Raw genomic sequence first — 26,709 nt, 5'->3', positions numbered from 1 at the left:
CTGCGGGGGCCGCTGACCGCGCCGATCGGCCAACCCCGGGTTGATAACCGACCGAAAGGTCGGTTATTGTTGCGCTTGTGACGGTCTCCGACACGCTCCGGGTGCACGTGGCCAACGATCGCGTCGTCGTCGAACTGCACCGACCAGAGCAGCGCAACGCCATCAACGCCGCAATGGTCACCGAACTGCACCGGGTCTGCGCCGACCTGGAACGAGACCCGCGCCTGCTCATCATCACCGGCGCCGGAAGCGATTTCGCCGCCGGCGCCGACATCGCCGAACTGCGGGCGCGGCGCCGCGACGACGCGCTGGCCGGGATCAACCGCGCGGTATTCGATCGGATCGCCGCCCTGGCGATGCCGACCATCGCCGCCGTCGAAGGCAATGCGTTGGGCGGTGGCGCCGAATTGGCCTACGCCTGCGACCTGCGTATCGCCGGCGCGGGTGCCCGGTTCGGCAATCCGGAACCCGGGTTGGGCATCCTGGCCGCGGCCGGGGCCAGCTACCGGATCGCCGACCTGGTCGGCAGGTCGATCGCCAAACAGGTCATCCTGGGCGGTCGGCTGCTCGACGCCGAGGCCGCCGTGCGCCACGGACTGGTGTGCGAGGTCGTCGAGGCGGGCTCGGCGCTCTCCGCCGCCCACGCGCTGGCCGACCGCATCGGGCGCTGCTCCACGCTGGCGTTGCGGTTGTCGAAAGCCGTGCTCGACGCGGCCGCACCACACCCGCTGCTCGACGATCTCGCGCAGGCGGTGCTGTTCGAGAGTCCCGACAAGGCCGACCGGATGACCCGATTCCTGGAAAAGAGCGGCACATGACCGCCGCGCCGGCGACGGTCGCGGTGATCGGCGGCGGGCGGATGGGCGCCGGCATCGCCCAGGTCTTCGCCGCCGCGGGCGCGACGGTCACCATCGTCGAAGCAAACGCCCACGCCGCCACGGGCGCGCGGGACCGGCTTGCTCGTGGCCTGACCAAGGCCGCCGAGAAGCGGTCGCACGCCCATCAACTCGACACCATGCTGGCCCGGCTGCACACCGTCACCGCGCTGACCGACATGCCGGCTAACGCCGGCCTGGTGATCGAGGCGGTGCCCGAACGCGTCGAGGACAAGATCGCCGTGCTGAGCGCCGCCGAGAAAGTCGTCGGCGGTGATGCGGTGCTGGCCAGCAACACCAGTTCGCTGTCCATCGCCGATCTCGGTGCCGCCCTGGCGCAACCGCGCCGCTTTGTGGGTATGCACTTCTTCAACCCGGTCCCGGCATCCAGCCTCGTCGAGGTGGTGCGCGGTCCGGACACCGATGACGCGACCACCGAATCGGCACTGCGGTGGGTCGAGGCGCTCGGCAAAAGCCATGTCCTGGTGAATGATTCGCCGGGATTCGCGACCAGCCGCCTGGGCGTGGCACTCGGGCTGGAAGCCATCCGCATGCTTGACGAGGGGGTCGCCGATGCGGCGGCCATCGACCGCGCCCTGGAACTTGGCTACCGCCACGCCATGGGGCCGCTGCGCTCCACCGACCTGGTGGGCCTGGATGTGCGGCTGGCGATCGCCCAGCACCTGCACGAGACCCTGGGCGAGCGGTTCCGACCGCCGCAACTGTTGCGGGACAAAGTCGCCCGCGGCGAGCTGGGTCGCAAGTCCGGCCAGGGCTTCTACTTCTGGCCTCGCACCGAAGGAGGACAGTCCCGATGACCACCGTCACCTACACCGTCGACGACGGCCTCGCCAGTATCGTCCTGGACCGTCCCACGGCGTCCAATGCCCTGGATTGCGCCATGAAAGAGCACCTGCTGCAAGCGCTGTCGGCCGTTCGCGGCGACGCGACCATCCGGGCGGTGGCCCTGACCGCGTCCGGGAAGAACTTCTGTGTCGGCCAAGACCTCGGCGAGCATGTCGAGGCGCTGCGAGCCGACCCCAGCCACGCGATGGACACCGTCGCGCAGCATTACAACCCGATCATGCTGGCGCTGGACGCCATCGAAGTTCCGGTCGTCGCCGGCATCGGCGGAGCCTGCGTCGGCGTCGGTCTCGGCATCGCACTGGGCGCCGACATCCGCATCGCCGGGCAGCGCGCCAAGTTCGGCACCGCCTTCTGCGGGATCGGGCTGGCAAGTGACTCGGGGCTGAGTGCGACCCTGGCTACCCTGATCGGCAGAAGCCGGGCGACCGGGCTGTTCATGCTCGGCGACACCATCGACGCCGACACCGCGCTGGCCTGGGGACTGATCCATCGCGTGCTGCCCGACACCGATGTCGCCGCCGAAACGGCCGCGCTGGCAAGACAACTCGCGACCGGGCCAACGGCTGCGTTCAAAGCGGTCAAACAATTGATTACCGACAACGCGGGCGCGGCCCTGAGCGACGTGCTGACCCGCGAAGCCCGCGCCCAGGCGCTGCTCGGCGCCAGCGACGATCACAGCGCTGCCGTCGAGGCGTTCCTGGACAAACGACGCCCGGCCTTTGTCGGGCAGTGAGGACCATCCGATGACGGACACCTTCGACAAGGTCATCGCCGCCGGGCAGCGGGTGGAGCCGCGCGATCAGATGCCCGACGGCTACCGCAACACGCTGATCCGCCAGATCGCCCAGCACGCGCATTCGGAGATCATCGGGATGCAGCCCGAGGGCAATTGGCTGACCCGGGCGCCGTCGCTGCGCCGCAAGGCGATCCTGTTGGCCAAGGTGCAAGACGAAGCCGGCCATGGCCTGTACCTGTATTCGGCTGCGGAAACCCTGGGCGCCGACCGCGCCGACCTGACCGCGAAACTCATTGCCGGCCAGCAGAAGTACTCCTCGATCTTCAACTACGCGACGCGCAGCTACGCCGACGTGGGCGTGATCGGCTGGCTGGTCGACGGCGCGGCGATCTGCAATCAGGTGCCGCTGTGTCGCAGCTCGTATGGACCCTATGCCCGCGCGATGATCCGGATCTGCAAGGAGGAGTCGTTTCACCAGCGGCAGGGCTACGAACTGCTGATGACGATGATGCGCGGGACCGATGCCCAACGTGTCATGGTGCAAGACGCGGTGGATCGGTGGTGGTGGCCGGTATTGATGATGTTCGGGCCACCCGACGACCAGTCACCCAACACCGCCAAGTCGATGGCCTGGGGTATCAAACGCCACACCAATGATGAGCTGCGACAGCGGTTCGTGGACATGACGGTCCCGCAGGGCGCGGTCCTCGGGGTCCGTTTTCCCGATTCCGGTTTGGTGTGGAACGAGCAACGCGGATCCTACGACTTCAGCGCGCCCGACTGGTCGGAGTTTATGGCGGTCGTCAACGGCGACGGCCCCTGTAACGAAGAACGGATCGCCACCCGCAAATCCGCCCACGACGAAGGCCGCTGGGTACGGGAGGCCGCTACCGCCTTCGCCGACAAGAGGAAACACGATGAGCAACAAGCAGGTTGATGCCGCCTGGCCGCTGTATGAGGTGTTCGTCCGCGGCAAGCGTGGCCTCAACCACGTCCATGTGGGATCGCTGCACGCCGCCGACGGCGAGATGGCCCTACGCCACGCCCGCGACGTCTACACCCGACGCAACGAGGGCGTCAGCATCTGGGTGGTGCGCTCCGCGGCGATCACCGCATCGAGCCCCAGCGAGAAAGACCCGTACTTCGCGCCCAGTGGCGACAAGGTCTACCGCCATCCCACCTTCTACGACATCCCCGACACCGTCGCGCACATGTGAGGTGAGGACCAGCCATGATTGACCACGATTCGGCCTACGCCGGCCTCGTCGACCTTGACGCCGCCGACCAGTGGGCGTTCGGGACCAGCTTTGACGACCCGCTGGCCGGGGTGGACACCCGGCTTGCCGACGGCATCGACGGGGCGGATCTGGCCGTCTACTGCCTGATGCTCGGCGACGACGCGCTGATCGCCGCGCAGCGCCTGACCCAATGGGTCACCCGCGCACCCGAACTCGAAGAGGAAGTGGCACTGGCCAATATCGGCCTGGACCTGCTCGGCCAGGCGCGACTGCTGCTGGCCCGCGCCGCGGTCGCCGACCCCGACGTGGTCCCCGTCCTGCCCGCGGGTTCGCCCGTTTCCGCCGAGGATAGGCTCGCGTTCTTCCGCGATGAACCGCAGTTCCGCAACGTGCGGCTGGTCGAACCGGCCAACGGCGACTTCGCTGTCTCCATCACCCGGTTGCTCGTCTTCGCCACCTACCGGCTGGCGCTGCTGCACCGGTTGGGCAGCTCCCGCGATCCCGTGCTGGCGGCGGTGGCGGCCAAGGGCGTCAAAGAGGTTACCTACCATCGCGACTACGCCGCGCGCTGGCTGATCACGCTGGCCTGCGGTACTGATGAATCCCGTCGCCGCGTCGATGCGGCGGTCGCCGTGGTCTGGCCGTACGTCGGTGAGCTGTTCACCGGCCATCCCATCGAGACCCGGCTGGCGACGGTCGGCGCCGGTGTCGACCCGGCGGACCTGCGTGCCGAGTTCGACACGGTGATGACGCAGGTGCTTCACGCCGCCGAACTACCGATTCCGGCGATGGCGACTCCGGGTGGCCGGACCGGGCGCGACGGCGGCCACACCGAAGCGATGCGAGTCCTGCTCGCCGAGATGCAGTCGGTCGCCCGGTCACACCCATTGGGGCAGTGGTGATCCCGCTGGACCGGGCGCGGCGCGCCGTCGCCGCGGTCACCGACCCGGAGATGCCGATGCTGACACTTGCCGACCTCGGGGTGCTACGCGACGTGTCCTGCGACGAGCAGGGCCGGGTGGTCGTCACCATCACGCCCACCTATTCCGGTTGCCCCGCGATGGCCGCTATCCGAGCTGATCTGCGACGGGCGCTGGTCGCGGCAGGGTTCGCCGACGCGCAGGTCCGCACGACGCTGAGCCCGGCGTGGAGCTCGAACTGGATCAGCGCCGACGGCCGGCGCAAACTCGCCGACTACGGCATCGCGCCGCCCGGGGTCGTGGCCAGCCCGGGCGCCGGCCCGGTGCTGCTCACGCTGACTCCGCGTCGCCAGGTGGTCGGCTGCCCGCGGTGCGGATCGGTCGACACCGAGATGACCTCGGAATTCGGTGCCACACCGTGTAAATCGCTGCACCGCTGCCGGTCCTGCGCCGAGCCGTTCGAGCGGGTCAAGGAGATCTAGGATGCCCACCCGCACCAGACCATTTCACCCGCTGTCGGTTGCCGCGGTGCAGCACCTCTGCGCCGACGCCGTCGCCATCACGTTCGCGATACCCGACGAGCTGCGAGTCGACTTCGCGTTCCGCCCCGGACAGTCGGTGACGGTGCGAAAGACCGTGGACGGCAACGAAGAACGGCGCAGCTATTCGATCTGCGCGCCGTCCGGCGCGCCGCTACGGATCGGTGTGCGGGAAGTCGCGGGCGGCAACTTCTCCCCGTGGCTTGTCCGCGACATCCGTCCCGGCGACACGGTCGAGGCGCAGACACCGTCGGGCAGCTTTGCCGCAGCACCGCAGAGCGGTGAACGACACGTGCTGATCGCCGCGGGATCCGGCATCACGCCGATCCTCTCGATCGCCGAGAGCGTGCTGCGGCAACCGGATTCGCACGTGACGCTGTTTTACGGGAATCGGCACGTCAACTCGGTGATGTTCGCCGAGGAACTCGCCGACCTCAAGGACAGCTTTCGGGCCCGATTCGAATTGATCCACGTGCTCTCCCGCGAACCCCGCGGCGTGGACCTGTTCAGCGGCCGTCTCGACGCCGCCCGCATCCAGGCGCTGCTGAAAACGCTTGTCCCGATCGGCGCCGTCGACCATTTCTGGCTGTGCGGGCCGCTTGGCATGGTCGTCGCGGCCCAACAGGTGCTGCGCGACCTCGGCGTCGCCGAGGACCGGGTCCATCGGGAACTGTTCTTCGTCGAAGATGTTGCCCCGCAACCGGTCCACCACATCGATACCAGCTCGGACGGGCCCACCAGCGAGGTCACCATCATCCTGGACGGGCATTCCAGCACCCTCAGCCTGCCACGGCACAGCACGGTGCTCGACGCCGCGCAACGGTGCCGTGACGACTTGCCCTTCGCGTGCAAGGGCGGAGTGTGTGGCACCTGCCGCGCCAAGGTGACTCACGGTGCCGTCGACATGCGCCGCAACTACGCGCTCGAAACCGCGGAAGTGAACGCTGGTTTCGTGCTGACCTGCCAATCGTTTCCGTCCAGCGACACCGTCGCCGTCGACTTCGACGCCTGACCCGCGACCGAGGAGTCAGCTATGACCGAAACCGTCGACCGTCCCGCCCCGCGGGTCCCCCGCTCGCCGGATGACCTCGAGCCGATCGAGACCGCCTCCCGCGACGAGATCTGCGCGCTGCAGCTGCGCCGGCTGCAATGGTCCCTGCGGCACGCCTACAGCAACGTTCCGCACTACCGGGCGGCATTCGACGCCCACGGGGTACACCCCGGCGACCTCAAAGAGCTCGGCGACCTCGCGCTGTTCCCGTTCACCACCAAAGCCGATCTGCGGGCGAACTACCCGTTCGGCATGTTCGCCGTGCCCCAGTCGCAGGTGGCGCGGCTGCACGCGTCCTCCGGCACTACCGGGCGTCCGACCGTCGTCGGCTACACCGCTGCCGACATTGACACCTGGGCCAGCCTGGTCGCCCGTTCGCTGCGCGCCGGTGGTGTCCGCTCCACCGACAAGGTCCACATCGCCTACGGTTACGGGCTTTTCACCGGCGGGATCGGTGCCCACTACGGGGCCGAACGACTCGGCTGCACCGTCATTCCGATGTCGGGTGGCATGACGGAACGCCAGGTGCAGCTGATCACCGACTTTGCGCCCGACGCCATCATGGTCACCCCGTCCTACATGCTGACCATCGTCGACGCCATGGACGCGGCGGGCATCGACCCACGCAGCACGTCGCTGCGCGTCGGTGTTTTCGGTGCCGAACCATGGACCGAGGAGATGCGCGCCGAGCTCGAACACCGCGTCGGGATCGATGCCGTCGACATCTATGGCCTCTCTGAGGTGATGGGTCCCGGCGTCGCGCAGGAATGTGTGGAAACCAGGGACGGTCTGCACATTTGGGAAGACAACTTCTACCCGGAGATCGTCGACCCGGACACCCGAGAGGTGTTGCCCGATGGCAGTGACGGCGAACTCGTGTTCACGTCGTTGACCAAGGAGGCGTTTCCGGTCATCCGGTATCGCACCCGCGACCTGACCGCGCTGCTGCCCGGCACCGCTCGCTCCATGCGCCGGATGCGCAAGATCACCGGGCGCAGCGACGACATGATGATCCTGCGCGGCGTGAACGTATTTCCCAGCCAGATCGAGGAACTGGTCTTGGCTCAGCGCGCCCTGGCGCCGCAGTTTCAGTGTGTGCTCGACCGTCCGGGCCGGCTCGAGCAGCTAACGGTTCGGGTGGAGCACCGCCCCGGCGTTGCCGTCGAGCACCGTCAACTCGCCGCTGATGCACTGGCGCAGCAGATAAAGAACCGGATCGGCGTCAGCGTCATCGTGAGCGTCGTGGAATCCGGCTCGATCGAGCGCTCGGCCGGCAAGGCCACCCGCATTGTCGAACGCGGGCGGCGCTCATGACAGCAGCGCGGCGTCCTCCGCGGTCAGAATCCCGGCATCGGCCAGCCGCGCCACAAATCGTGTTAGGCGCGGGTTGCGCCGGGTGGCGTCGGCCAGCAGCCGTTGAGCCTCGTCGCATCGGCCCCAGCGGGCGTGCAGCACCGCAGACCAGAATGTGGCCTCGGGATTCGGGTCCAGCACACCGTCGGCGGCTGCGAGTGCGGCTGCGGCCGCGGTGAATTCGGCGTCGGATCGCTGAGCACCGAGTATGGCGCCCGACGGGTCGAACACCACCCGCGACACGTTGTCGAATGCGTCGTGGAGCTCCACGAGCCGAGCCAGTTCGCCGATCGGATCGGCGTGGTCGTCGACTCGCAGGTCATGCAGCAGGCCCTCCCAGGGTGCGTCGGTGCGCCGACCGTCGACAACGAGCAGCGCGGCCGACTGGCTGCCACGGATGTCGCCGCCCGCCCGGTCGCCGCTACGCAGGCCGGCGATCAGGCGATGGGCCAGATCGCCCTCGGCTTGCTCGAAGCCGCGCAGCATCGCGCCGAGCACCGCGTCGCTGTGCAGCATGTTGCCCAGCGCGGCGGCGTGCTCGTTGGCCGCGACGTCGGCCGCCGCGACACACCGGTTCCCGCTGTGGATGCCCAGGCACCCCGACGAGTCCAAGTAGGCGACTTGCCGCAGCTCCCGATGGGGGTCCGCGTCGAGCAGTAGCGATAATGCCTCGGCAGCGGAGTTGCCTTGCCTCATCAACGCCAAGCCCCGCGGGCCGTAGGCACGGTCCGGAATCGCCTGGGTCGCCACCACGCCGACGCCCGCTTCGGCCCACGTCACCACCGCGCCGACGCCGAGATAGTGGGATTGGGATGCAACACCCAACGCACCGGTGGCCGGCTCGCGAGCCAGTAACGAGAACGTCATCGGTCAGAATTCGGTTTCCTCGACGAGCTGCGCGTAATGATTGCGGTATTCAGTGGTCTGCGTAATCGGCATCAGCGCCGCCAGTTTCGCGACATTGCCGGACAGCTTGACCCGGCCCTCCATGAACGCGGCATTCGGCGCCAGCTCGCCGCGCAGCATCGCGACAGAATCGGCGTACGACGCCGACATGGTGCCGTCGGCAGCCGGGTCGTCGCCGATCCGCTGGTCGACGATGCGGCCATCCTGCACGTCGGCGAAATAGCGGATGTCATCACCGTCGGGAGCGTGAGTGAGGCGATACTGCACCCGCGCCGACGCGCCGGGCCGCCGACCGAACGCCTGCTGCAGCTCGCGCTGCCGATCCAGCCATTCCTGCGATGCGTACTTCATACTGTCTCCCTCGGTTGAGTGGTGGTGTTCTCTCCATCGAGCACGGCCAGTAAGCGTTCCGCGGTGATCGGAATGCTGTCGACGACCTCGCTGCTCTCCGAATCCAGCGCATCGCGGATGGCGTTGGCCAGCACCGCGGGCAGCGGGATCGCGCCGCTCTCTCCGCAGCCCTTGGCGCCGTTGAGCGAGAACGGCGATGGTGTCTCCAGGTGGACCAGCTCGACTGCGGGCATGTTGGCCGGCAGCGGCGGAAAGTAGTCCCACAGCGACTCGACCACCGGGTGCCCGTCGGCGGTATACGGCAGCTGTTCATACAGCGCCGCGCCGAGTCCCTGGGCGGCGCCGCCGATGATCTGCCCGGCGACGTTGGCCGGGTTGAGTTGCACGCCGCAGTCGTGCCCGAACACCAGGCGCTGCACCGACACCGCCCCGGTGTCGCGGTCAATCTCCACCACAGCGGCCACCGCGCCATAGGCGAACGCGAACGCTTGCGGATCGTAGGTATACGACGACTCCAGCCCGGGCTCGGTACCAGGTGGAAGATCCCGAGCCTGATAGGCCGATTCGGCGACCGCGGAAACGGTTACCGTGCAGCCGGATTCGTCGGCGAAGCCACCCTCGACGTCGCGCACCGCGCTGGGATCGGCGGCCTCCAGCAGGTGGGCGGCAATGCCGTGCATCCGCTCACGCAGCCGCCGCGACGCCATCATCACCGCCGAACCGGCGACCCCGGCGCCCCGGCTGCCGCCGCTGCCGTACCCGGTATACGGGCAAGCCAACGTATCCCCGCAGATCACCGACACCGACTCCAGGGGCACTCCGAGCTCGTCGGCGGCGACCTGCGCCAGGACCGTCTCGAGTCCCTGACCCATCGGAATCTGGCCGGTCAACACCGTGACCAAGCCCGACTCATCCATCCGGACGACGGCGCGGTCGTGGCCGGGGCTGTTGATCCCCATCATCGCCGCCGTCAACGACGGGCCGAAATTGGTGGCCTCCAGGTAGCATGCGACACCGACGCCAACCAGGAGCCCGTGGTCGCGGGCTTCGCCAGCCTCCCGCCGCGTCCGGGGCCAGTCGATCTGCGCGGCAACAAGATCCAGCAACTCGCTGTAGCGTCCGCTGTCCAAACACATCATTGCCGCCGTCCAATACGGAAGCTCGTCGGGGCGGAGCAGGTTGCGCCGGCGGATCTCGATCGGATCGATGCCGAGTCGCCGCGCGCCCTCGTCCATCGCGCGCTCGATGGCGAACGTCGCTTCGGGCATGCCGAATCCGCGGTAGGCGCCAATCGGTGTCTTGTTCGTTACCACGGCCACCAACTCGGACAGCGCGTCGGGAATTCGGTACGGACCGAGCACCGTCGCCGCGGTGACCATCCCGGTCCCACAGCCCACCATGTACGGCGTCGCGCCGCAGTCGAGCAGGACATTGGCCCGCAGCCCGGAGATCGCTCCGTCGGCGGTGAATCCCAAATCGAGGTCGACGACCGTGCCGCGACCGTGCACCGTAGCGACGAACGCCTCCGACCGGCCCTCGATCCAGCGGACCGGCCGGCGTACGGCGCGGGCCGCGAAGGCCACCAGAGTCTCCTCGATGTAGGCGCACGCCTTGTTGCCGAACGCGCCGCCGACGTCGGGACATTGCACGCGGACGCAGCTCTCCGGGACCCGCAGCGTCGCGCTGAGTGAGCTGCGGACCTGGTGCGGCGATTGCGTGGAGGTCCAAACCGTGACCGACTCGCCGGTGATATCCCAGATGGCGCGTACCCCGCGGGCCTCCAACGACAATCCAGCGACGCGGCTGTTGGTGTAGCGCCCGCTGACGACCACCGCCGCATCGTCGAGCGCGGTGGCGGCATCGCCCGCCTCGAAACGGTTGCGGCCGAACACGTTATCCGGCCAATCGTCGTAGAGCAGTGGCTGGCTGTCCGGACGCGCGTCGACCACCGCGGGCAGCCGCTCGTAGTGGACCTCGACCAGTTCGGCGGCGTCCTCCGCCTGATACGCGTCGTCGGCGACGACGGCGGCGATCGGCTCACCGACGTAACGGACCTTGTCCGTCGCTAGGCACCAGGTGGGGGCGGAGGCCTGGATCTGCGCATTCCACATCATCCCCATCGGCTCGGTAGCGTCGCGAACATCAGAGCCGACCAGCACCGCGTGAACGCCGGGCGCGGCACGGGCCCGTCGCGGGTCCACCGTGATGCGGGCGTGCGGTTCGCGTGAGCGGACCACCACCAGATGCAGTTCGCCGGCCGCGTACTCGTCGGCCAAATACCGGCCACCGCCGGCCGCCAACCGCCGCAAGTGCAGCCCCGGTGGCGCGGCGCCGACTTGGCGCGCCGGGCTCATCGGCTCTGCTCCACGACCTTGGCTGCGACGAGTTCTTCCGTGGCGGCCACGATCGGGGCGTAACCCGTACACCGGCACAACGAGGCGGCGAGCCGGTCCCGCAGCTCCGCCGGTGTGGGCCGGGCGCCCGCCTCGACCTCGGCCAGCAGTTCCTCGATCAACACCACGAATCCGGGGGTGCAAAAGCCGCACTGCAGCGCACGGTGTCGTATCAGGCAGTCCTGGACCGCAGAGGGCTCCGCCGGGTGGCTCAGGCCCTCGATCGTGACGACATCCGACCCGTCGGCCTGCACCGCCAGCGTCAAACACGCTCGCACCGAACGAGAGTCGAGTAACACATTGCAACTGCCGCACAGCCCTTGACCACAGCCGATATGAGTACCGGTCAGGCCGAGCCGCTCGCGCAGGAAGTCGGCCAGCGACATCCGCGCGGGCACATCCGCGCGGGTCCGTCTACCGTTCACCCGTAGCTCGATGGTCACGGCAGGTCCTTCCGTAGCCGACGCAACAGCCGCACGACAATATGTACGGCGAGCCGACGGCGATGGTCCGCGGAGCCGTGCGGGTCGCCGGTGAAGGAGAGGCCCGCCGAAAAGGTATGGGCGGCATGCTCGACCGCGTCGTCGTCGAGTCGCCCGGACAGCCCGCCGGTGCTCGCCGGATCGGCGAGCACGGGTATCTGCCCGGCGCCGCCGACCACGATGCGCACGCCGGTGGCCTCGCCATCGACGATGCTGCCGGTGACGGCGGCACTGATCAGTGGCGTGTCGCCGGCACCGCGCAGCGTGACTTCGTCGAAATACCCGACAGATTCGGGCTTCGGCCGATGAAACCTGACGCTGTGCACCAACTCGCCGGGTCGCAGGTCGGTTCGATGGGGTGCCCGGAAGAAGTCCTGTTCTGCGACCTGCCGGAACCCATTCGATGAGACGGCGGTGATTTCACCCCTGAGGGCGAGCAGACAGACACCGAGTTCGGCCGCCGGGTTGGCGTGGGCGATACTGCCGCATACCGTGCCCCGGTTGCGTGTGGTCACTTTGCCCACGCGGGGAAGCGCTTGCGCGAGAACGTGGAAACCGGCGATTGCGGCAGAGAACTCGGTGGTGCGTTGGGTGACGGCGGCGCCGATGCGCAATCCATCGACTGTGGCGTGCAGATCGCGTAGTTCGGCGATCCGGGTGATGTCGACCAGCCGTCGGGGCCGCTCCAGCCTGCGGACCATCCGTGGCATCAGGCTCTGTCCGCCGGCGAGAACCCGGGTATCGCAGGGATCTTCACCTAGGGCAGCACAGGCCTCGTCGACTGAAGCAACCGCCAGGTAGTCGAATGGAGCCGGATGCATTGCAAAGCCTCAGTGGATCGGCACGCTGTCGATGTGCCGCAGGTGTTCGTCGATCAACCCGGCGACGAGCATCGGATCCTCGATGTGGGCCAAGTGCCCGCGCCCAGCCAGCACGCGGCACCGGGTACCCAGTGCCGCTGCGAACTCGGCGCCGAGCACCGGGGGGCATGTTTGATCGTGTTCGCCGGTCAGCACCAGAGCCGGTGCGTCTACTTGGCTTGCGGCTGCGGAAATGTCGGCTGAGAATGCGCCGTCGATGATGTGCTCGACCGTGGTGCTGTCGTTGCGGACCGCCCAGCGGACCGAGTCGGCAAGCAGCGCGTCGTCGGTACCGGGCGCAAAGCTCAGCGCGGCGAACTTCTCGAAGAACAGCCTCGGGCCGAGCTGGCGTAACTCACCGACGACAGCGGCGCTGTCCACATCGGCGACGCGCAGCGCTCCACCGATCACCGTCACCGACGCCACTCGCGCCGGCTGGGTAGCCGCGAGTGTGACGCACGCGCTGCCACCGAACGAGGCGCCCACCAGATGGGCGCGCGCAATGCCGAGACCGTCCATGACCGCCGCGACGTCCGCGGCGTAATCCGCGGCACCGTAGGTTCCGCCGGGGTCGGAAAACCCTTGTCCCCGTAGGTCGACAGCCACCGTGGTGCGGTCGGCGAGTGCCTCCATCACCGGCGACCACTGTGCGGCGGCGCCGTTGATGTTGTGGACGAAGACGACGGGCGTTCCCGGTCCGTCAGATGTTCGTCGTACACCCCCGATCAGACCGACCGGACCTGACACCGAGAATCGCTCCATGGTCGCTACCGTTCACCGGTCGCATCGGGCGCATGGGCGGAGAAGTGCGCGTGTACCAGCTCCCAGTTGCCTTCGCGGCGCCGCCAGATCTCGGTGCTGCGCATGCCGGCGTTGTAGTTGCCCAGGTCGCCGAAGTCGGCCTGGTAGTGGTTGAGGTAGGTCACCCAGGCGACATCGCCGACCACCTCGATGCGCTCGTCCCGGAGCTCGCCGCTTATTGCCTCGCCCCCCATGGCCGACGACAGCATGTCCCACAGCTGCGCTATGTGATCCTGCCCGACGTAGACCGCGCCGTTGAGGTTGTACCAGACCAGTTCGTCGGGTATTGCTGTCACGCGTCGACGCAGGTACCTCGAATCGAGCGGACCGTTGGCGTCGACGAATTCGCGATGCAGGCGCATGATCTCCTGTGCGTCGCCGTCGAGCAGGCTTTCGGTCATGGACGTGTTCCGTTCTTCGATCAGGGTCGGGCGGCGAGCAGCGGACGGCACTCACCTATGTGCGTAATGAGTTCGGGCAACTGGTCGGGGGGCGCGAATGGCACGATCGCGATCTCATCGATGCCGGTCTCGGCGTAGGCCGCCAACGAATCGCCGACGGCTTCGGGCGGGCACACCATCGCCACCGCATCGACGACCTCGGGGGTGAGGACCCTGACGGCCTCGACGGGACCACCCCTAGCGAATGCCTCCACCAGCGCCCCGTCCGGGATCGCCCCGGCGGCAAGGTATTCGGTGGTGCCCGGATCGAACGCCGACAGCAGCTCCGCCACCTGAATGCGGGCCGTCTGCACGTCGTCGGTGATGAATGCGGTGACCACAGCGGAAATGCGGAAGCTGTCACGCGGGCGGCCGGCGTCGGTGAGTGTCGCCTCCACCCGTTGCACGGTCTCGGCCAGGTACTTGCGCGATGAGCCGGCGCTCAAGCAGACACCGTCGGCATAGCGGGCGGCAGTTTCCACCATCCGCGGGCGCACGGCCATGATGTCCACCGCGGGCGGCACGGACAACGGGTTCAACTTGTATTGCTCGAATCGGAACCCGGGGAATTCGGCGGTCAGCTCGTCGCCGGCCAGCGCGCTTTTGAGCGCACGATGCAGCGCGATCGTCGACGCGATCGGCTTGTCGATCGACTTGCCGAGCGTGGCGATCATGTCCGGCACCCCGGTCCCGATTGCCGCCCGGACCCGGCCCGGTGCGATTTCGGCCAGCGACGCCAGCTCCATCGCGGCCACGCCGGGGTGACGTCCGGCGGCGCTGATCCCCATCAGGACGACTTCGAGCCGCTCGGTCTCCCGCAAGTACACGGTCGCGGGCACCACCGCGTCGTGCGCGCAGATGTGTTCGGCGTACCACAGACCGTCAAAGCCGTTCTCGTCGGCGGCCCGGACGGCCGGCAGGTCGGCAAGGATTGAGCCGAACCCGGTAAACGACAAACTGACCCGCACGGTCCGACCCCTCGTCGCTCGATCAGCCGATGGGATCATCGGCGCGGACACCGTAACGCCATCTGTGACACGGTGTCAACGTTGTAGTTGAACATAACGTCTCAACGTGCCAGACTTGGCGACGTGACGACGCGACAAAGCGATCTGCAGGCGCGCCGGCGCGAACACCGGCGCAATGCCCGACGACGGCTACTCGACGCGGCCCATCGCCTGCTGGAGAACCAGCCCTGGGCTGAGATCTCGCTCGACGACATCACCTCCGCGGCCGAGGTCGCCCGTACCGCCTTCTACCGGCATTTCGAGGATCGTCAGCATCTGCTGATGGCGATGCTGGACGACGTCGGTCTGGAGTTGGGTCATGTCGCCGACGAGTGGATGGCCGATCACGATGATCCGGCCGCCGATCTTCGGCACAGCCTGGCCGACCTGACCGAGATATTCGTCGAACATGGTCGGCTCATCCAGGCGATCTCGGATACCGCGAGATACGACCCGGAGATCAGCGAGCTGTATTCCGCTCTGGCTGAGGGCCTCGTCACGGCGACCGCGCGCCGGATCCAAGCGGACATTGCGGGGGGCCGCAGCCAGATTGCGCAGCCCGACGAGGTGGCGCGCGCCCTGACGTGGATGAACGAGCGCTACCTGCTGGCGTCGTTCGGGCAGCGACCGTTCGCCGACCCGGCCGCGGCCACCGACGCGCTGACAACCATCTGGATTAACACGCTCTACCGGCAATCGGCGGATGGACCGTGAGCCCACGGCTGCTCGTCCACGGTGGGACTGTCTTTGATCCGGTCTCCGGAACGGCGGCGCCCGCCGATGTGGTCGTCGACGGTGAACAGATCGTCGAGGTGGGGCCGGGCCTGGACGGCGACACCGCGCTGGATGCCACCGGACACCTGGTGGTACCGGGTTTTGTCGACTGCCACGTTCATGTCACGCTCGACGATGTCGACGTACTGCGGCTGATCCAAAGTCCGTTCTCGCTCAGGTTCTTTCAGGCAGTCCGCAACCTGCGGTTGACCCTGCACGCCGGAGTGACCACTGTCCGAGATGCCGCCGGCGCGGATCTCGGCGTCAAACAGGCGGTGGCCACCGGGCTGATCGACGGCCCCGACATGCAAATCGCGGTCGGTATGCTGAGCCAGACCGGCGGCCACGCCGACGAATGGATGCCATCAGGCGAGTGCGTGCACGCCCTGTGGCCGTCCTACCCTGGCTGCCCGTCGACAATTGTCGACGGCGTCGACGAGATGCGCCGCAAGGTCCGAGAACTGGTCCGCGCCGGCGCCGACGTCATCAAGGTCGCCACCACGGGTGGGGTCATCAGCCCGTGCAGTGACCCTCGCCGCGCGCACCTCGCCTCCGAAGAACTTGCGGTGATGATGGTTGAGGCACGAGCCGCGCGGGTCCACGTCATGGCGCACGCGCAGGGCACGGATGGTGTCAAGAATGCGGTGCGTTGCGGTGTTCGTTCCATCGAGCACGGCGTGTATCTCGACGAGGAAGCGGTCGCGATGATGGTGGACAACGGAACCTGGCTGGTGCCAACACTATCCGCACCGCGCGCCCTCTTGCGTCTGGCGCAGACTGGCGCTGGCATCACCGCGACCACTCGGACAAAGGTGGCCGATGTGGTCGAGGCACACGACGAATCGCTGAGGCTCGCGCACTCCGCCGGTGTCCGCATCGCGATGGGGACCGATGCCGGGATTGCGCCGCACGGGCACAACCTCGCCGAGCTCGAACTGATGCATGACCAGGGCCTGTCGCCGCCCGATGCGCTGCGCGCGGCAACAACGTCGGCGGCCGAATTACTCGGTGTCGGTGACCAGATCGGTGAGTTGGCGCCCGGCAAGCGAGCGGACCTCGTGCTGTTGGACGGCACTGACATCGGCGTGCGCGGCTTGTCCGAGCGGGTACGGGCGGTGATCCACCGCGGCACCATCCATGTCGACAAGACCTCCACGCGGATTGCGCAGTGGGTGTGACAGGGGAGATTCGCCGGCGGTGGATGCGCGACGAAGCGGTCGCGGCAGCGACCGTGGTTCGAACGTGGGATTCGGCGCCTCGGCCGCCCGGGTCGATGATGTTTGTCGCCGAGGACGGTTCGGTCACTGGCAGCGTGTCGGGCGGATGCGTCGAATCGGCGGTGTATGAACTGGCGCTCCAGGTCCGCACGGACGGAGTACCGGTTCTGCAGCGTTTCGGATTGGCCAGCAACGCCTTTGAGGCAGGCCTTACCTGTGGCGGCACCCTCGAGGTCTTCATTGAGCGGATCCACCGCGACAGCTATCCGGAGTTCGGCGAAGTGGTCGGCCCGAAACGGGAGCTGATCGTTGTCGCAACCACCATTCGGGCGGGGGACCCGGCCCTGGTGGGCCGCCGACTGATCGTCCGATCCTGTTCGATCAGCGGGTCGCTGGGCTCAGCTCGCGCCGACGCGGATGTGACGCGGACAGTGCGCGGAACGCGGAACGCCGGGGGCCCGGGGGTGCTGCGTTACCGCCCAACAGGCGGTGGGATGGACGACGAACTCGAGATCTTCGTGTCCGCGCATCGCGCGCAGGCCCGGATGATCGTCTTCGGGGCAAACGACTTCGCGGCAGCCACCGCGGGAATCGGCACGTTTCTGGGCTATCACGTCACCGTCTGCGATCCGAGGGCGGTATTCGCCACGCCGACAAGGCTTCCCGATGCCGACGACATCGTGGCGCAGTGGCCACACCGTTACCTCAGGGCGGAGCGTGACGCCGGTCGCGTTGATGGTCGCACCGTATTGGTGGTGTTGACCCATGACCCGAAATTCGATGTCCCCTTACTCGAACTTGCCCTGCGTGACGAGGGCTGGAAGGAGCGGCCGGCGTACGTCGGCGCGATCGGTTCCCGACGGACCCATGCTGACCGTGCGGCTCGGCTGCGTGAAATCGGATTGACCGAACAGGAATTGGGCCGGTTGCGGGCGCCCATCGGTCTTCAACTCGGTGCGATCACGCCCGAGGAGACGGCGATCTCGATCGCCGCGGAGATCATCGCGGATCGCGGTGGCGGGAACGGAGGCCGGCTGACCGGGACCGATGCGCCCATTCACCCGTTTGCGGGATCCACGCAACATGCCCTCCGAGATCGAGTCGTGCCTCGGCCGACTGAACATGATGTGCTCCGATCCGGCGGGTGCGGACAATCTGTTTCCATCTTCGCGGGTACAGATGCAAATCTATCGTCGAATACCTAGGTTCTGTAGACGTATAGGGTTGCCGGCCAGAGGGGCTTCATCATGAGTTTGGACGATGTGTTGCGCTGGGACGGGGAATTGACGGTGACCCGGCACGACCCCGAGACCGGGGCATCGTTTGTCATCCGGGTGGACTCGACGCGGTTAGGGCAGGCGGCCGGCGGCACCCGGGCGGCGCAGTATTCGTCGCTTTCCGGCGCCCTAGAGGATGCCGGGAGACTCGCCGAGGCAATGACGTTGAAGATGGCGGTGAGCAGCCTTCCAATGGGCGGTGGGAAATCCGTGATCGTGCTTCCGTCGCCGCGCAAAGACATCGAAGCGGCGACCTGGCAGCGGATCCTGGAACTGCATGCCGAGAACATCGACCGGCTCAACGGCACCTACTGGACGGGACCCGACGTCAACACCAACTCCGCTGACATGGACATCCTCAACGAGACAACCGAATTCGTGTTCGGCCGCTCGGCGGATCGCGGCGGCGCCGGGTCCAGCGCCGTCAACACCGCGCTCGGGGTGTTTGAAGCCATGCAGGCTACCGCCGTACATGGCGGCCTCGGAGCGCTCGACGGGCTGACCATTCTGATCCAGGGGCTGGGCGCGGTCGGCGGCCAACTGACCGCTCTCGCGTCGGAAGCGGGCGCCCGATTGTTGGTCTCCGACACCGACGTTGCGCGTCTGACATGGGCTCGTCAATTCGGTTGCACGGTCGTCGAACCCGAAGACGTCTCGACCACACGTTGCGATATCTTCGCCCCGTGCGCGATGGGCGGTGTCATCGACAGCGCAACTGCCGCGCGGCTGACCACGTCCGCGATTGTCGGGGCGGCCAACAACATCCTTGCCCATGAACAGGCTGGTGCCATTCTGCGCGACCGCGGCATTCTGTACGCGCCCGACTTCGTCGCCAATGCCGGCGGCGCGTTCCACCTTGTCGGCCGCGAAGTGCTCGGGTGGGACGACGACACTGTCGCACAGCACACCAGACGAATCGGAGATACCGTCATCGAGGTTTACGCGATCAGTGAGGCCGAGGGCATTACCACCGACGCCGCCGCCCGGATACTGGCCCGTCGCCGGATGAGGGCCGTGGGCGCGGTGATTCCGGCTTGACGTAGCCCTAATGCTGTTCAAAACCAATTGGCCGGCAAGCCATTCCACTCCTCGAATACCAACCAGGTGCGGGTTGAGCGGATGCCGGCCATGCCGTGCAGCCGTTCCAGCACCACCGTGCGCAGCGTCGCGTTGTCGGGCGCGCGGACCACAACGAGAACGTCGAAGTCGCCGCCCACCAGTGTGAACCGTTCGACGAACCGCAGTGTCTTCAACTGTGCCGACAAGCCGCGCCAGGCGTCCTGTTGGATGGACAACGCGATCAGCGCCGACGTCGCAAACCCCGCCCTTTCCAGGTTGATTCGGGCGGTGAACCCCTCGATGATGCCCCGCTGTTCGAGCCGCTCGATCCGCGAGTACACGTGGGTGCGAGAGATGTGCGCACGCTTGGCCAACTCCAGCATCGACACCCGGCCGTCGTTGACCAATTCCCGGATCAGCCGCCGATCGACATCGTCGAGTTCCAGAGATGCCGTCGTGTCGTCGTCCATGTGTTCGCCGCCTCGCCTAGTTCGATCGGGGTTATGAACAGTATGCATACCAGCGCCTCAGGCCAGACCAATACATCCGTAAATTCTGCGGTCATGATGCACTAATGGCCGCAAACCCCGACGATTGGAGCGCAGGTAGTCAAATTGGGAGGCAGTTGTGTCGGTGGTTGAGCAGATTGGCACGACATACGCGAATTTTCTTCCAGCCGACGCTCCCGTGCAGTACCTCGACCCGACGGGTCAGCTCACCAACAGCGCTGCGAGGTACCTCCGTCCGTCCGGCAAACGACTGGTCGACATGTATCGAAACATGGTTCTGGGGCGCCGTTTTGACGAACAGGTAACGGCGCTGACCAAGCAGGGTCGGTTGGCGGTGTATCCGTCAGCACGAGGACAGGAAGCCTGTCAGGTCGCCGCCGCGATGTCGCTGCGGGCCGTGGATTGGATGTTCCCGACGTACCGCGATTCGATGGCATTGGTCACCCGGGGTGTGGATCCTGTCGAAATCCTCACCATGGTGGCAGGCGATTGGCACTGCGGCTACGACCCGGCACGCCACCGCACCGCACCGCAGTGCACGCCGTTGGCGACCCAGCTTCTCCACGCGGCTGGGCTGGCGCATGCCCAGACCCGCAAAGGCATCGACGCGGTGGTGCTGGCGCTTTGCGGCGACGGTGCGACCAGTGAAGGCGACTTTCACGAAGCACTGAACTTCGCGGCGGTTTTCGGTGCGCCTGTGATTTTCTTGGTGCAGAACAACGGTTTTGCGATCAGCGTGCCACTGGCGCGGCAGACGGCCGCCCCGTCGTTGGCGCACAAAGGTATCGGATATGGCATCGGCAGTGAGCAGGTCGACGGCAACGATCCGGTGGCGATGCTGGCGGTGATGGATGAAGCGCGTAGCTATGTGCTGGACGGCAATGGCCCGGTAATCGTCGAAGCTCATACCTACCGCGTTGAGGGTCATACCAACGCCGATGATCCAACCCGGTATCGGACCAACGACGAAGTCGCGCACTGGCGCGCGAGGGACCCCATCGCCCGGCTCGATACCTACCTGCGCGCCGAAGGCCTGATTGACGACGCCCATGTCAGTGCTGTCGCCGCCGAAGCCGAAGACCGCGCCGCGGCGCTACGAGTGGCGATTAACGCCGATCGGCCGACCGATCCCGACGACCTTTTCCGTTACGTATTCGCCGAACCGACCAGTCAACTGCGCGAACAACAATTGCAGCTGCGAGCGGAATTAGCCGCCGAGGCCCGGGAGGCCTGACAAAGATGACCGTGATCACCATGGCGCAGGCTCTCAACACCGCGCTCCGCGACGCACTCGAGGAGGACGAAGCCGTCTTGGTATTCGGCGAGGACGTCGGCGACCTGGGTGGCGTCTTCCGTGTCACCGACGGCCTGGCCAAAACGTTCGGCAAGGATCGGTGTTTCGATACCCCGCTGGCCGAATCGGGAATCATCGGGTTCGCCATCGGCATGGCGATGGCGGGTTTTCGCCCGGTGGTGGAGATGCAGTTCGACGCCTTCGCCTACCCGGCATTCGAGCAGATCGTGTCCCACGTCGCCAAGCTCAGGAACCGCACCAAAGGTGCGCTGTCAGCACCGATGGTGATCCGGATACCGTTCGCCGGCGGTATCGGCGGGGTCGAGCATCATTGCGATTCCAGCGAGGCGTACTACGCGCACACCCCCGGCCTCAAAGTCGTTGCGCCGGCGTCGGTCGCGGACGCCTACAGTCTGTTGCGGCACGCGATCGACGACCCCGATCCGGTGGTGTTCCTCGAACCCAAACGCCTATATTTTTCCCGCGACGACGTCGACCTCGAGCGTGGCGCCCCGATCGGGAGAGCGCGAATCCTCCGGCCGGGACACGCCGCCACGATGATCGCGTATGGGCCTGCGGTCGATCCCGCGTTGCAGGCGGCAGCCGCTGCTGCCGACGACGGGTGCGACGTCGAAGTAATCGACCTGCGGTCGATCGTCCCTTTTGACGACGAGACCGTCGCGGCATCGGTGCGAAAGACCGGTCGATGCATAGTGGTGCACGAGGCCCAGGGATTCGCCGGGGTGGGAGCCGAGATCGCGGCCCGGGTTCAGGAACGCTGCTTCCATCACCTGCACGCGCCGGTGCTGCGCGTCTGCGGATTCGACATCCCTTACCCAGCACCCAAATTCGAGGGGTTGCACCTGCCCTGCTGCGACCGGATTCTCGACGCACTCGGCCGGCTTCAATGGGACGACCGCATCGACACCCGGTGGGCTCCGGCCCACTCATAACGACACATCGTCAAGTGAGAAGCATTGCCCGTCAACGCGATATGAATACCGAACAAGAGGAGTGAATCCGTGCTCAGTGCCATCGGAACCCTGTCGTTGATGCTCTTGCTGATCTTGTTCCCGCTACTCATACCCGTGCTCGTGACCGTCGGGCACGCCCTGGGCACCGCGCAGTGGCGCCGGCATCGACCCCGCAACTGCCCCAGGGCCACGGCGAGCCGGGTGTTCGATAGCCCTCGGTTGTCGGCAGCTGGTGTCAGCCGGTTGCGGGAGACCTCACCTGCCAAGCCTGGCGCAGACGGCCCAACCAATGGGGATGAGCCACTTAGGTTCCCGCCGAGTCCTATCCACGAACAGCAAACGAGACCCGCAACAAAGATGGTGCCCTAATGACCGACCGGACATTCGTGCTGCCCGACCTCGGTGAGGGCCTTGCGGAGGCCGTCATCGCGGACTGGCGAGTGCGGGTTGGCGACACCGTGACCGTCGACCAGGTGGTCGTCGAGGTCGAAACCGCCAAGGTGGCGGTCGAGGTTCCGGTCCCATTCGCGGGCAAGGTGATTGAACTGCACGGCGACGTGGGTTCAACCCTGGCCGTGGGCGCTCCGTTGATCACCGTTATCAGCGCTGATGAGCCTGAAGCGACCGAACCTGGCGCTGGGGCGGGCTCGGGAAATGTGCTGGTCGGTTACGGAACCCGTGAAGCGGGCAGTAGGCGTCGCCGCCATCGCACGCCGGTACCGCAGCCGATCGCTCCAGCCGCCGCCACGACCAAGGTTATCTCGCCGGTGGTGCGTAAAGTGGCCCGCGACACCGGTGTTGACCTCACTGTCCTGCCGGCCCCCGGACCGGGCGGCGTAATCACTCGCGCAGACGTCGAACACGCCCTGACTCAGACCGCAACCAGCATGCAAGACGAACAACGCACCCCAATCACCGGCATGCGCAAGGCAATTGCGGAGAAACTCTCAATCAGCCGCCGCGAGATTCCGGATGCGACCACCTGGGTCGATGTCGACGCCACCGGGCTGCTCGACGCCCGACGATCCGTCCAGGAGGTCGCGGGCCGCAAGGTCAGCCTGCTGGCGCTACTGGCCCGGTTCACCGTCGCCGCACTCCGTCAGTTCCCCGACCTCAATTCGTCGGTCGACACCGCACGATCGGAATTCGTCCGCTACCGACATGTCAACCTGGGAATCGCGGCCCAAACCCCGCGCGGGCTGGTGGTCCCGGTAATCAAGAACGTCGACACACTCGACGTACTTGCCTTATCCGATGTGTTGACCGAGACAACAACATTGGCACGCAACGACAAGCTCCCGCCCGCCAGGCTCACCGGGGGGACATTCACGCTGAACAACTACGGCGTCTTCGGTGTCGACGGGTCCACACCGATCATCAATCACCCCGAAGCGGCGATCCTGGGTATCGGCCGCATCATCGACCGGCCGTGGGCGGTCGACGGCGCATTAACCGTGCGGAAAATCACGCAAGTATCGCTGAGCTTCGACCACCGGGTGTGTGACGGCGCTACCGCCGGCGGATTCCTGCGGCTGTTCGGCGATTTCATCGAGAACCCGATCGCGGCATTGGCGCGGCTGTGATGGGCGATTCCCAGCCTGCCCAGCACAGCGACGTCCTGATTCTCGGCGGCGGCTCGGCTGGCTACGCCTGTGCGCTGCGGGCAGGTCAACTGGGTCTCTCCGTGGCCCTGATCGAGGCGGACAAGGTTGGCGGCACGTGTCTGCACCGCGGCTGCATTCCCACCAAAGCGCTCCTGCATGCGGCCGAGGTCGCCGACGTGACGCGCGCGGCCGAACGTTTCGGTGTGCGCGCAACCCTGAACGCCATCGACATGGCGGCCGTGCACGCCTACAAGCAGTCGGTGGTTGACCGGTTACACACCGGACTGAACGGGTTGATCGCCGGCCGCGGTATCACGGTCATCCAGGGTGACGGCCGCTATGTCGGAAACCGCACCATCGTCGTGAACGGCAGTCCCTACACCGGCGGGGCGGTGGTCTTGGCGACCGGTTCCACCTCTCGAGCCATCGCGAACATCCCGATCGGTGACCGGATCATGTCCAGCGATCACGCCCTGCAGTTGCCCGAGATCCCGCGGACTGCGATCGTGCTCGGCGGCGGTGTGATTGGCGTCGAGTTCGCCAGCATGTGGGCGTCGTACGGCGCTGAGGTGACAGTGCTGGAAGCCATGCCCAGGCTGTTGCCGGGCGAAGACGACTGGACTTCGATGACGCTCGAACGGGCGCTGCGTCGTCGGGGTATCACGGTCAAGACCGGCGCGACCGTCACCGCGGCCAGACAGAACGGCGCCGGGGTTGCCGTGGAATTGGCCGGCGGTGAGGCGATGGGGGCTGACGTGTTGCTGGTCGCCGTCGGCCGCGAACCCAGATCGTCCGGCTTCGCCGAGGCCGGAATCGCCACGGATCGCGGGTTTGTGGCGGTCGATCGCCGACTCAGTACCAACCACGGCGGCGTCTACGCGGTCGGCGACCTCGTGGCCGGGGCACAACTGGCCCACCGTGGCTTCGCGCATGGCATCTTCGTTGCCGAACAGATTGCCGGCCGGGACCCGGTACTGCTGGCGGACCAGCTGATTCCGCGGGTAACCTACGCCCACCCGCAGGTCGCTTCGGTGGGACTCACCGAGTCGTCGGCGCGCGAGCAGTATGGCGATATCACCGCGATCGTCTACGACCTCGGCGGCAACGCGAAGAGCCAGATCCTACGAACTGCGGGTGGAGTCAAGGTAATTCGCCGCGGACCAGCCGACAGTGGCGGCCCGGTGGTCGGTGTCCACATGGTGGGCGATCGCGTTGGCGAGCTGGTCGGGGAGGCCCAGCTGATGGTTGCTTGGGAAGCGCTGCCTACGGACGTCACACCGCTTGTCCACGCCCATCCCACCCAGAACGAGGCACTGGGCGAAGCGGTGCTGGCATTGGCCGGCTCGCCGCTGCATGCACACGTGTGACTCCGCTGGCGTGATCGATGCCTGGACCGCCATTTGCGTGCCTACCCACGATCCGGAGGGCGACGTGCCGGCGCTGCGGGCCTTGGCTTGCCCACGGTCAGCCAGGCGGTCGCGCCGCACGCACGATGACCCGTTGCGGCGGTTGGGCGCAGGGGGTTGACCGAGGCAGGGATCGCCCTGGATCTCGGTGCCCGCATGCTTTGGAGGCAACAGCCGTATCGGTCACGGCGGACATCATCGCGTCGCTGGGGCGGTGGCCGGGCAGCTGCTGGGCGAGGCTCACGGCTGCATTCACGACAACAATGAGGCCATGAGCCGACGTGTCGTTGGAGTGCTGTTGGCCGCCGGCGCCGGGCGACGCTACGGCAAGCCCAAGGTGCTGGTGGACGACTGGCTGCGGATCGCGGTGCGAGCACTGCGCGACGGCGGGTGCGGAACCGTCGTGCTCGTGCTCGGCGCTGTGGAGATCCCGGCTCCACCTGGTGTGGTTACGGTTACCGCTGCGGACTGGGAAAGGGGGCTGAGCGCGTCGGTGCGCACCGGGCTGGCTCAGGCGGAGCGCATGGACGCCGACTACGCCGTGCTGCACCTCATCGACACCCCCGACGTCGGCGCGGCGGTTGTTGCCCGAGTCCTGCACCGCGCGTTGGCCTCACGCGAAGGACTAGGCCGAGCCTGGTTCGATGAACGGCCGGGCCACCCCGTCGTGATCGCACGCCGGCACTGGCCGGGCGTATTGGCCGCGATATCGGGGGACTCGGGTGCCGGCGCCTACTTGCGCACCCGCGACGATGTCGAGAACGTGGACTGCAGCGACCTCGCCAGCGGGGCCGACATCGACGAACCGTAGTCAGCCGTCGCGGCTGACTTGGAACACCTGGGCGACTTCACGACCGGTGTTCCGGTGCAGATCGCCGACGGGTACTACCGCTTCTGCGCGAGTTATCACACCGACGAGAACACGGCCATCCCGATGGTGCTCGCGGTGGTACGCCGCTGATTGCGCTCGCTAGTCCTCGTCCACGGTTTCGTCCACCGCGGTGCCGCCCCGGGTGCGCCTGCGCATCCGATGCGATCCCTTGCCCGTCGGGCGCCGGTTCTGCAACTTGGCTCGCGGCTCGTCGCCCTCTTCGGTCGCCTCGGCGGCGTCGGCCGTGTCGGCGACCGGCGCTGCCTCGGTCTCCTGGGGTTCGTCGGCGTCCGGTTCGGCGGCCGCTTCGGCGTCAGCCCGCTCGTCCGTCTCGTCGGGCTCGTCGGCCTCGGCTTCGGACGCTTCGGCTTCTTCGTCGGCGGCCGCTTCCGCGTCAGCCTCCTCGCCCTTCTTGCCGCGAAGACCCTTTTTCTTGGCTTTCTTGGGCTTCTTCGCCTTGATCGGTTTGGGAGGCGGCGGCGGCAACTCGGCGACAAAGGACAGATAGAAGGCAAAGAAGCCGAGCAACGCGATCGCGGCGGCCGCGCCGTAAATCCCGAACAACCACCGTCCGGCGGCGTCCAGGCTCAACCAGATCTCGCTGATCGCCGTTCCGATGATCAGCACGCCGGCCAGCACGTGGGCCACGATCGAGGCGACCCGGATGGACAGCGCCATCTGCGGGGTGCCCAGTTCCGGCTTGCGGGTGCGCAGCAGCGTGAACACCACCGGCAGCGCCGCGAGCGCGACGAGCGCACCCGTCACGATGCGCAGCGCCGTCCCCAACGAATGCGTCGTGTCACCCATCAACTCAGGCCAGCGGGGCAACACGAAGAAGAAGTAGAGGAAGCCGGCAGCGATCGTGAATGACGCGTGCCACGGGATGGCGACCTTGCGCCCCATAA

Annotated in this window: 29 protein-coding genes; 19 read left to right on the top strand and 10 right to left on the bottom strand. The window is 67.0% G+C overall.

Features of this window, described 5'->3' with window-relative positions:
• Positions 1 to 77: 77 nt before the first annotated feature.
• Genes A5775_RS09655 through paaK form a run of 9 tightly spaced genes read left to right on the top strand, consistent with a single transcriptional unit; the run spans position 78 to position 7,540 of the window.
• Positions 78 to 818, top strand: a complete 741-nt coding sequence (locus A5775_RS09655; protein WP_067251184.1) for an enoyl-CoA hydratase/isomerase family protein — start codon at positions 78 to 80, stop codon at positions 816 to 818.
• Complete coding sequence (locus A5775_RS09650) at positions 815 to 1,693, top strand: 3-hydroxyacyl-CoA dehydrogenase family protein (protein WP_067251181.1); 879 nt, start codon at positions 815 to 817, stop codon at positions 1,691 to 1,693. The genes A5775_RS09655 and A5775_RS09650 overlap by 4 nt, the downstream gene beginning before the upstream one ends.
• Positions 1,690 to 2,475, top strand: coding sequence for an enoyl-CoA hydratase/isomerase family protein (locus A5775_RS09645; protein WP_067251178.1), 786 nt, complete (start codon positions 1,690 to 1,692; stop codon positions 2,473 to 2,475). The genes A5775_RS09650 and A5775_RS09645 overlap by 4 nt, the downstream gene beginning before the upstream one ends.
• A 10-nt stretch (positions 2,476 to 2,485) precedes the next feature.
• Positions 2,486 to 3,415: a 1,2-phenylacetyl-CoA epoxidase subunit PaaA gene (gene paaA / locus A5775_RS09640; protein WP_067251177.1), complete on the top strand. Its 930-nt coding sequence runs from the start codon at positions 2,486 to 2,488 to the stop codon at positions 3,413 to 3,415.
• Positions 3,396 to 3,695: a 1,2-phenylacetyl-CoA epoxidase subunit PaaB gene (gene paaB / locus A5775_RS09635; protein ID WP_067251175.1), complete on the top strand. Its 300-nt coding sequence runs from the start codon at positions 3,396 to 3,398 to the stop codon at positions 3,693 to 3,695. Before paaA ends, paaB begins: the two co-directional genes overlap by 20 nt.
• Positions 3,696 to 3,709: 14 nt before the next feature.
• Positions 3,710 to 4,618 (top strand): 1,2-phenylacetyl-CoA epoxidase subunit PaaC, encoded by a 909-nt coding sequence (gene paaC, locus A5775_RS09630; RefSeq protein WP_067251173.1) that lies wholly within the window; start codon positions 3,710 to 3,712, stop codon positions 4,616 to 4,618.
• Positions 4,612 to 5,118, top strand: coding sequence for a 1,2-phenylacetyl-CoA epoxidase subunit PaaD (paaD, locus tag A5775_RS09625; protein ID WP_255362109.1), 507 nt, complete (start codon positions 4,612 to 4,614; stop codon positions 5,116 to 5,118). The genes paaC and paaD overlap by 7 nt, the downstream gene beginning before the upstream one ends.
• Position 5,119: 1 nt before the next feature.
• A complete protein-coding gene (gene paaE / locus A5775_RS09620) occupies positions 5,120 to 6,187 on the top strand; it encodes a 1,2-phenylacetyl-CoA epoxidase subunit PaaE (RefSeq protein ID WP_067251168.1) in 1,068 nt (355 codons plus the stop codon).
• Between the two features lie 21 nt (positions 6,188 to 6,208).
• Positions 6,209 to 7,540 carry a phenylacetate--CoA ligase PaaK gene (paaK, locus tag A5775_RS09615; protein WP_067251166.1) on the top strand — a complete coding sequence of 444 codons (1,332 nt, stop codon included), beginning with the start codon at positions 6,209 to 6,211 and terminating at the stop codon, positions 7,538 to 7,540.
• Here paaK and A5775_RS09610 read toward each other — a convergent pair.
• Genes A5775_RS09610 through A5775_RS09575 form a run of 8 tightly spaced genes read right to left on the bottom strand, consistent with a single transcriptional unit; the run spans position 7,535 to position 14,780 of the window.
• Entirely contained in the window at positions 7,535 to 8,446 is a 912-nt protein-coding gene (locus A5775_RS09610) for a DUF1028 domain-containing protein (RefSeq protein ID WP_067251164.1), read from the bottom strand. The two genes, paaK and A5775_RS09610, sit on opposite strands and share 6 nt — an antisense overlap.
• 3 nt (positions 8,447 to 8,449) lie before the next feature.
• Positions 8,450 to 8,836 (bottom strand): SCP2 sterol-binding domain-containing protein, encoded by a 387-nt coding sequence (locus A5775_RS09605; protein WP_067251162.1) that lies wholly within the window; start codon positions 8,834 to 8,836, stop codon positions 8,450 to 8,452.
• Positions 8,833 to 11,190, bottom strand: coding sequence for a xanthine dehydrogenase family protein molybdopterin-binding subunit (locus A5775_RS09600; protein ID WP_067251160.1), 2,358 nt, complete (start codon positions 11,188 to 11,190; stop codon positions 8,833 to 8,835). The genes A5775_RS09605 and A5775_RS09600 overlap by 4 nt, the downstream gene beginning before the upstream one ends.
• A complete protein-coding gene (locus A5775_RS09595; RefSeq protein WP_067251157.1) occupies positions 11,187 to 11,672 on the bottom strand; it encodes a (2Fe-2S)-binding protein in 486 nt (161 codons plus the stop codon). Before A5775_RS09595 ends, A5775_RS09600 begins: the two co-directional genes overlap by 4 nt.
• On the bottom strand, positions 11,669 to 12,532 hold the full coding sequence (locus A5775_RS09590; protein WP_067251155.1) for a xanthine dehydrogenase family protein subunit M: 864 nt from the start codon (positions 12,530 to 12,532) through the stop codon (positions 11,669 to 11,671). Before A5775_RS09590 ends, A5775_RS09595 begins: the two co-directional genes overlap by 4 nt.
• Before the next feature lie 9 nt (positions 12,533 to 12,541).
• Positions 12,542 to 13,318, bottom strand: coding sequence for an alpha/beta fold hydrolase (locus A5775_RS09585; protein WP_197512457.1), 777 nt, complete (start codon positions 13,316 to 13,318; stop codon positions 12,542 to 12,544).
• Positions 13,319 to 13,338: 20 nt separating this feature from the next.
• On the bottom strand, positions 13,339 to 13,773 hold the full coding sequence (locus A5775_RS09580; RefSeq protein ID WP_156660637.1) for a nuclear transport factor 2 family protein: 435 nt from the start codon (positions 13,771 to 13,773) through the stop codon (positions 13,339 to 13,341).
• Between the two features lie 20 nt (positions 13,774 to 13,793).
• Positions 13,794 to 14,780 carry an LLM class flavin-dependent oxidoreductase gene (locus A5775_RS09575; protein ID WP_067251148.1) on the bottom strand — a complete coding sequence of 329 codons (987 nt, stop codon included), beginning with the start codon at positions 14,778 to 14,780 and terminating at the stop codon, positions 13,794 to 13,796.
• A 123-nt stretch (positions 14,781 to 14,903) separates the two neighbouring features.
• Between A5775_RS09575 and A5775_RS09570 the strand changes: the two genes are divergently transcribed.
• The 4 genes from A5775_RS09570 to A5775_RS09555 are packed head-to-tail and all read left to right on the top strand — an operon-like array spanning position 14,904 to position 19,125.
• Positions 14,904 to 15,533, top strand: a complete 630-nt coding sequence (locus A5775_RS09570) for a TetR/AcrR family transcriptional regulator (protein WP_067251146.1) — start codon at positions 14,904 to 14,906, stop codon at positions 15,531 to 15,533.
• Complete coding sequence (locus A5775_RS09565) at positions 15,530 to 16,771, top strand: amidohydrolase family protein (RefSeq protein WP_067251144.1); 1,242 nt, start codon at positions 15,530 to 15,532, stop codon at positions 16,769 to 16,771. The genes A5775_RS09570 and A5775_RS09565 overlap by 4 nt, the downstream gene beginning before the upstream one ends.
• A 23-nt stretch (positions 16,772 to 16,794) precedes the next feature.
• Complete coding sequence (locus tag A5775_RS09560; protein WP_067251142.1) at positions 16,795 to 18,015, top strand: XdhC/CoxI family protein; 1,221 nt, start codon at positions 16,795 to 16,797, stop codon at positions 18,013 to 18,015.
• Between the two features lie 42 nt (positions 18,016 to 18,057).
• Positions 18,058 to 19,125 (top strand): Glu/Leu/Phe/Val dehydrogenase family protein, encoded by a 1,068-nt coding sequence (locus A5775_RS09555; RefSeq protein WP_067251140.1) that lies wholly within the window; start codon positions 18,058 to 18,060, stop codon positions 19,123 to 19,125.
• A 17-nt stretch (positions 19,126 to 19,142) separates the two neighbouring features.
• Here the strand turns inward: A5775_RS09555 and A5775_RS09550 are convergent, their stop codons facing one another.
• Positions 19,143 to 19,616 (bottom strand): Lrp/AsnC family transcriptional regulator, encoded by a 474-nt coding sequence (locus tag A5775_RS09550; protein WP_067251138.1) that lies wholly within the window; start codon positions 19,614 to 19,616, stop codon positions 19,143 to 19,145.
• Between the two features lie 157 nt (positions 19,617 to 19,773).
• Here A5775_RS09550 and pdhA point away from each other — a divergent pair, with 157 nt between their 5' ends.
• From pdhA to A5775_RS26035, 6 genes are all read left to right on the top strand, one after another.
• Entirely contained in the window at positions 19,774 to 20,889 is a 1,116-nt protein-coding gene (pdhA, locus tag A5775_RS09545; RefSeq protein WP_067251135.1) for a pyruvate dehydrogenase (acetyl-transferring) E1 component subunit alpha, read from the top strand.
• A gap of 5 nt (positions 20,890 to 20,894) precedes the next feature.
• Entirely contained in the window at positions 20,895 to 21,902 is a 1,008-nt protein-coding gene (locus A5775_RS09540) for an alpha-ketoacid dehydrogenase subunit beta (RefSeq protein ID WP_067251133.1), read from the top strand.
• A gap of 389 nt (positions 21,903 to 22,291) precedes the next feature.
• On the top strand, positions 22,292 to 23,506 hold the full coding sequence (locus tag A5775_RS09535; RefSeq protein ID WP_067251130.1) for a dihydrolipoamide acetyltransferase family protein: 1,215 nt from the start codon (positions 22,292 to 22,294) through the stop codon (positions 23,504 to 23,506).
• Positions 23,506 to 24,894, top strand: a complete 1,389-nt coding sequence (gene lpdA / locus A5775_RS09530; protein WP_067251128.1) for a dihydrolipoyl dehydrogenase — start codon at positions 23,506 to 23,508, stop codon at positions 24,892 to 24,894. The genes A5775_RS09535 and lpdA overlap by 1 nt, the downstream gene beginning before the upstream one ends.
• 310 nt (positions 24,895 to 25,204) lie before the next feature.
• Positions 25,205 to 25,744, top strand: coding sequence for an NTP transferase domain-containing protein (locus A5775_RS09525; RefSeq protein ID WP_067251410.1), 540 nt, complete (start codon positions 25,205 to 25,207; stop codon positions 25,742 to 25,744).
• Between the two features lie 18 nt (positions 25,745 to 25,762).
• Complete coding sequence (locus A5775_RS26035; RefSeq protein ID WP_255362108.1) at positions 25,763 to 25,894, top strand: hypothetical protein; 132 nt, start codon at positions 25,763 to 25,765, stop codon at positions 25,892 to 25,894.
• 9 nt (positions 25,895 to 25,903) lie between these two features.
• Here the strand turns inward: A5775_RS26035 and A5775_RS09520 are convergent, their stop codons facing one another.
• Entirely contained in the window at positions 25,904 to 26,707 is an 804-nt protein-coding gene (locus A5775_RS09520; protein ID WP_067251125.1) for a hypothetical protein, read from the bottom strand.
• Positions 26,708 to 26,709: the final 2 nt, after the last annotated feature.

Source organism: Mycobacterium sp. 852002-10029_SCH5224772, assembly GCF_001667315.1.
GTDB lineage: Bacteria > Actinomycetota > Actinomycetes > Mycobacteriales > Mycobacteriaceae > Mycobacterium.
Note: the sequence above shows the minus strand (reverse complement) of the source record. Positions and strands in the feature narration are given on the sequence as shown.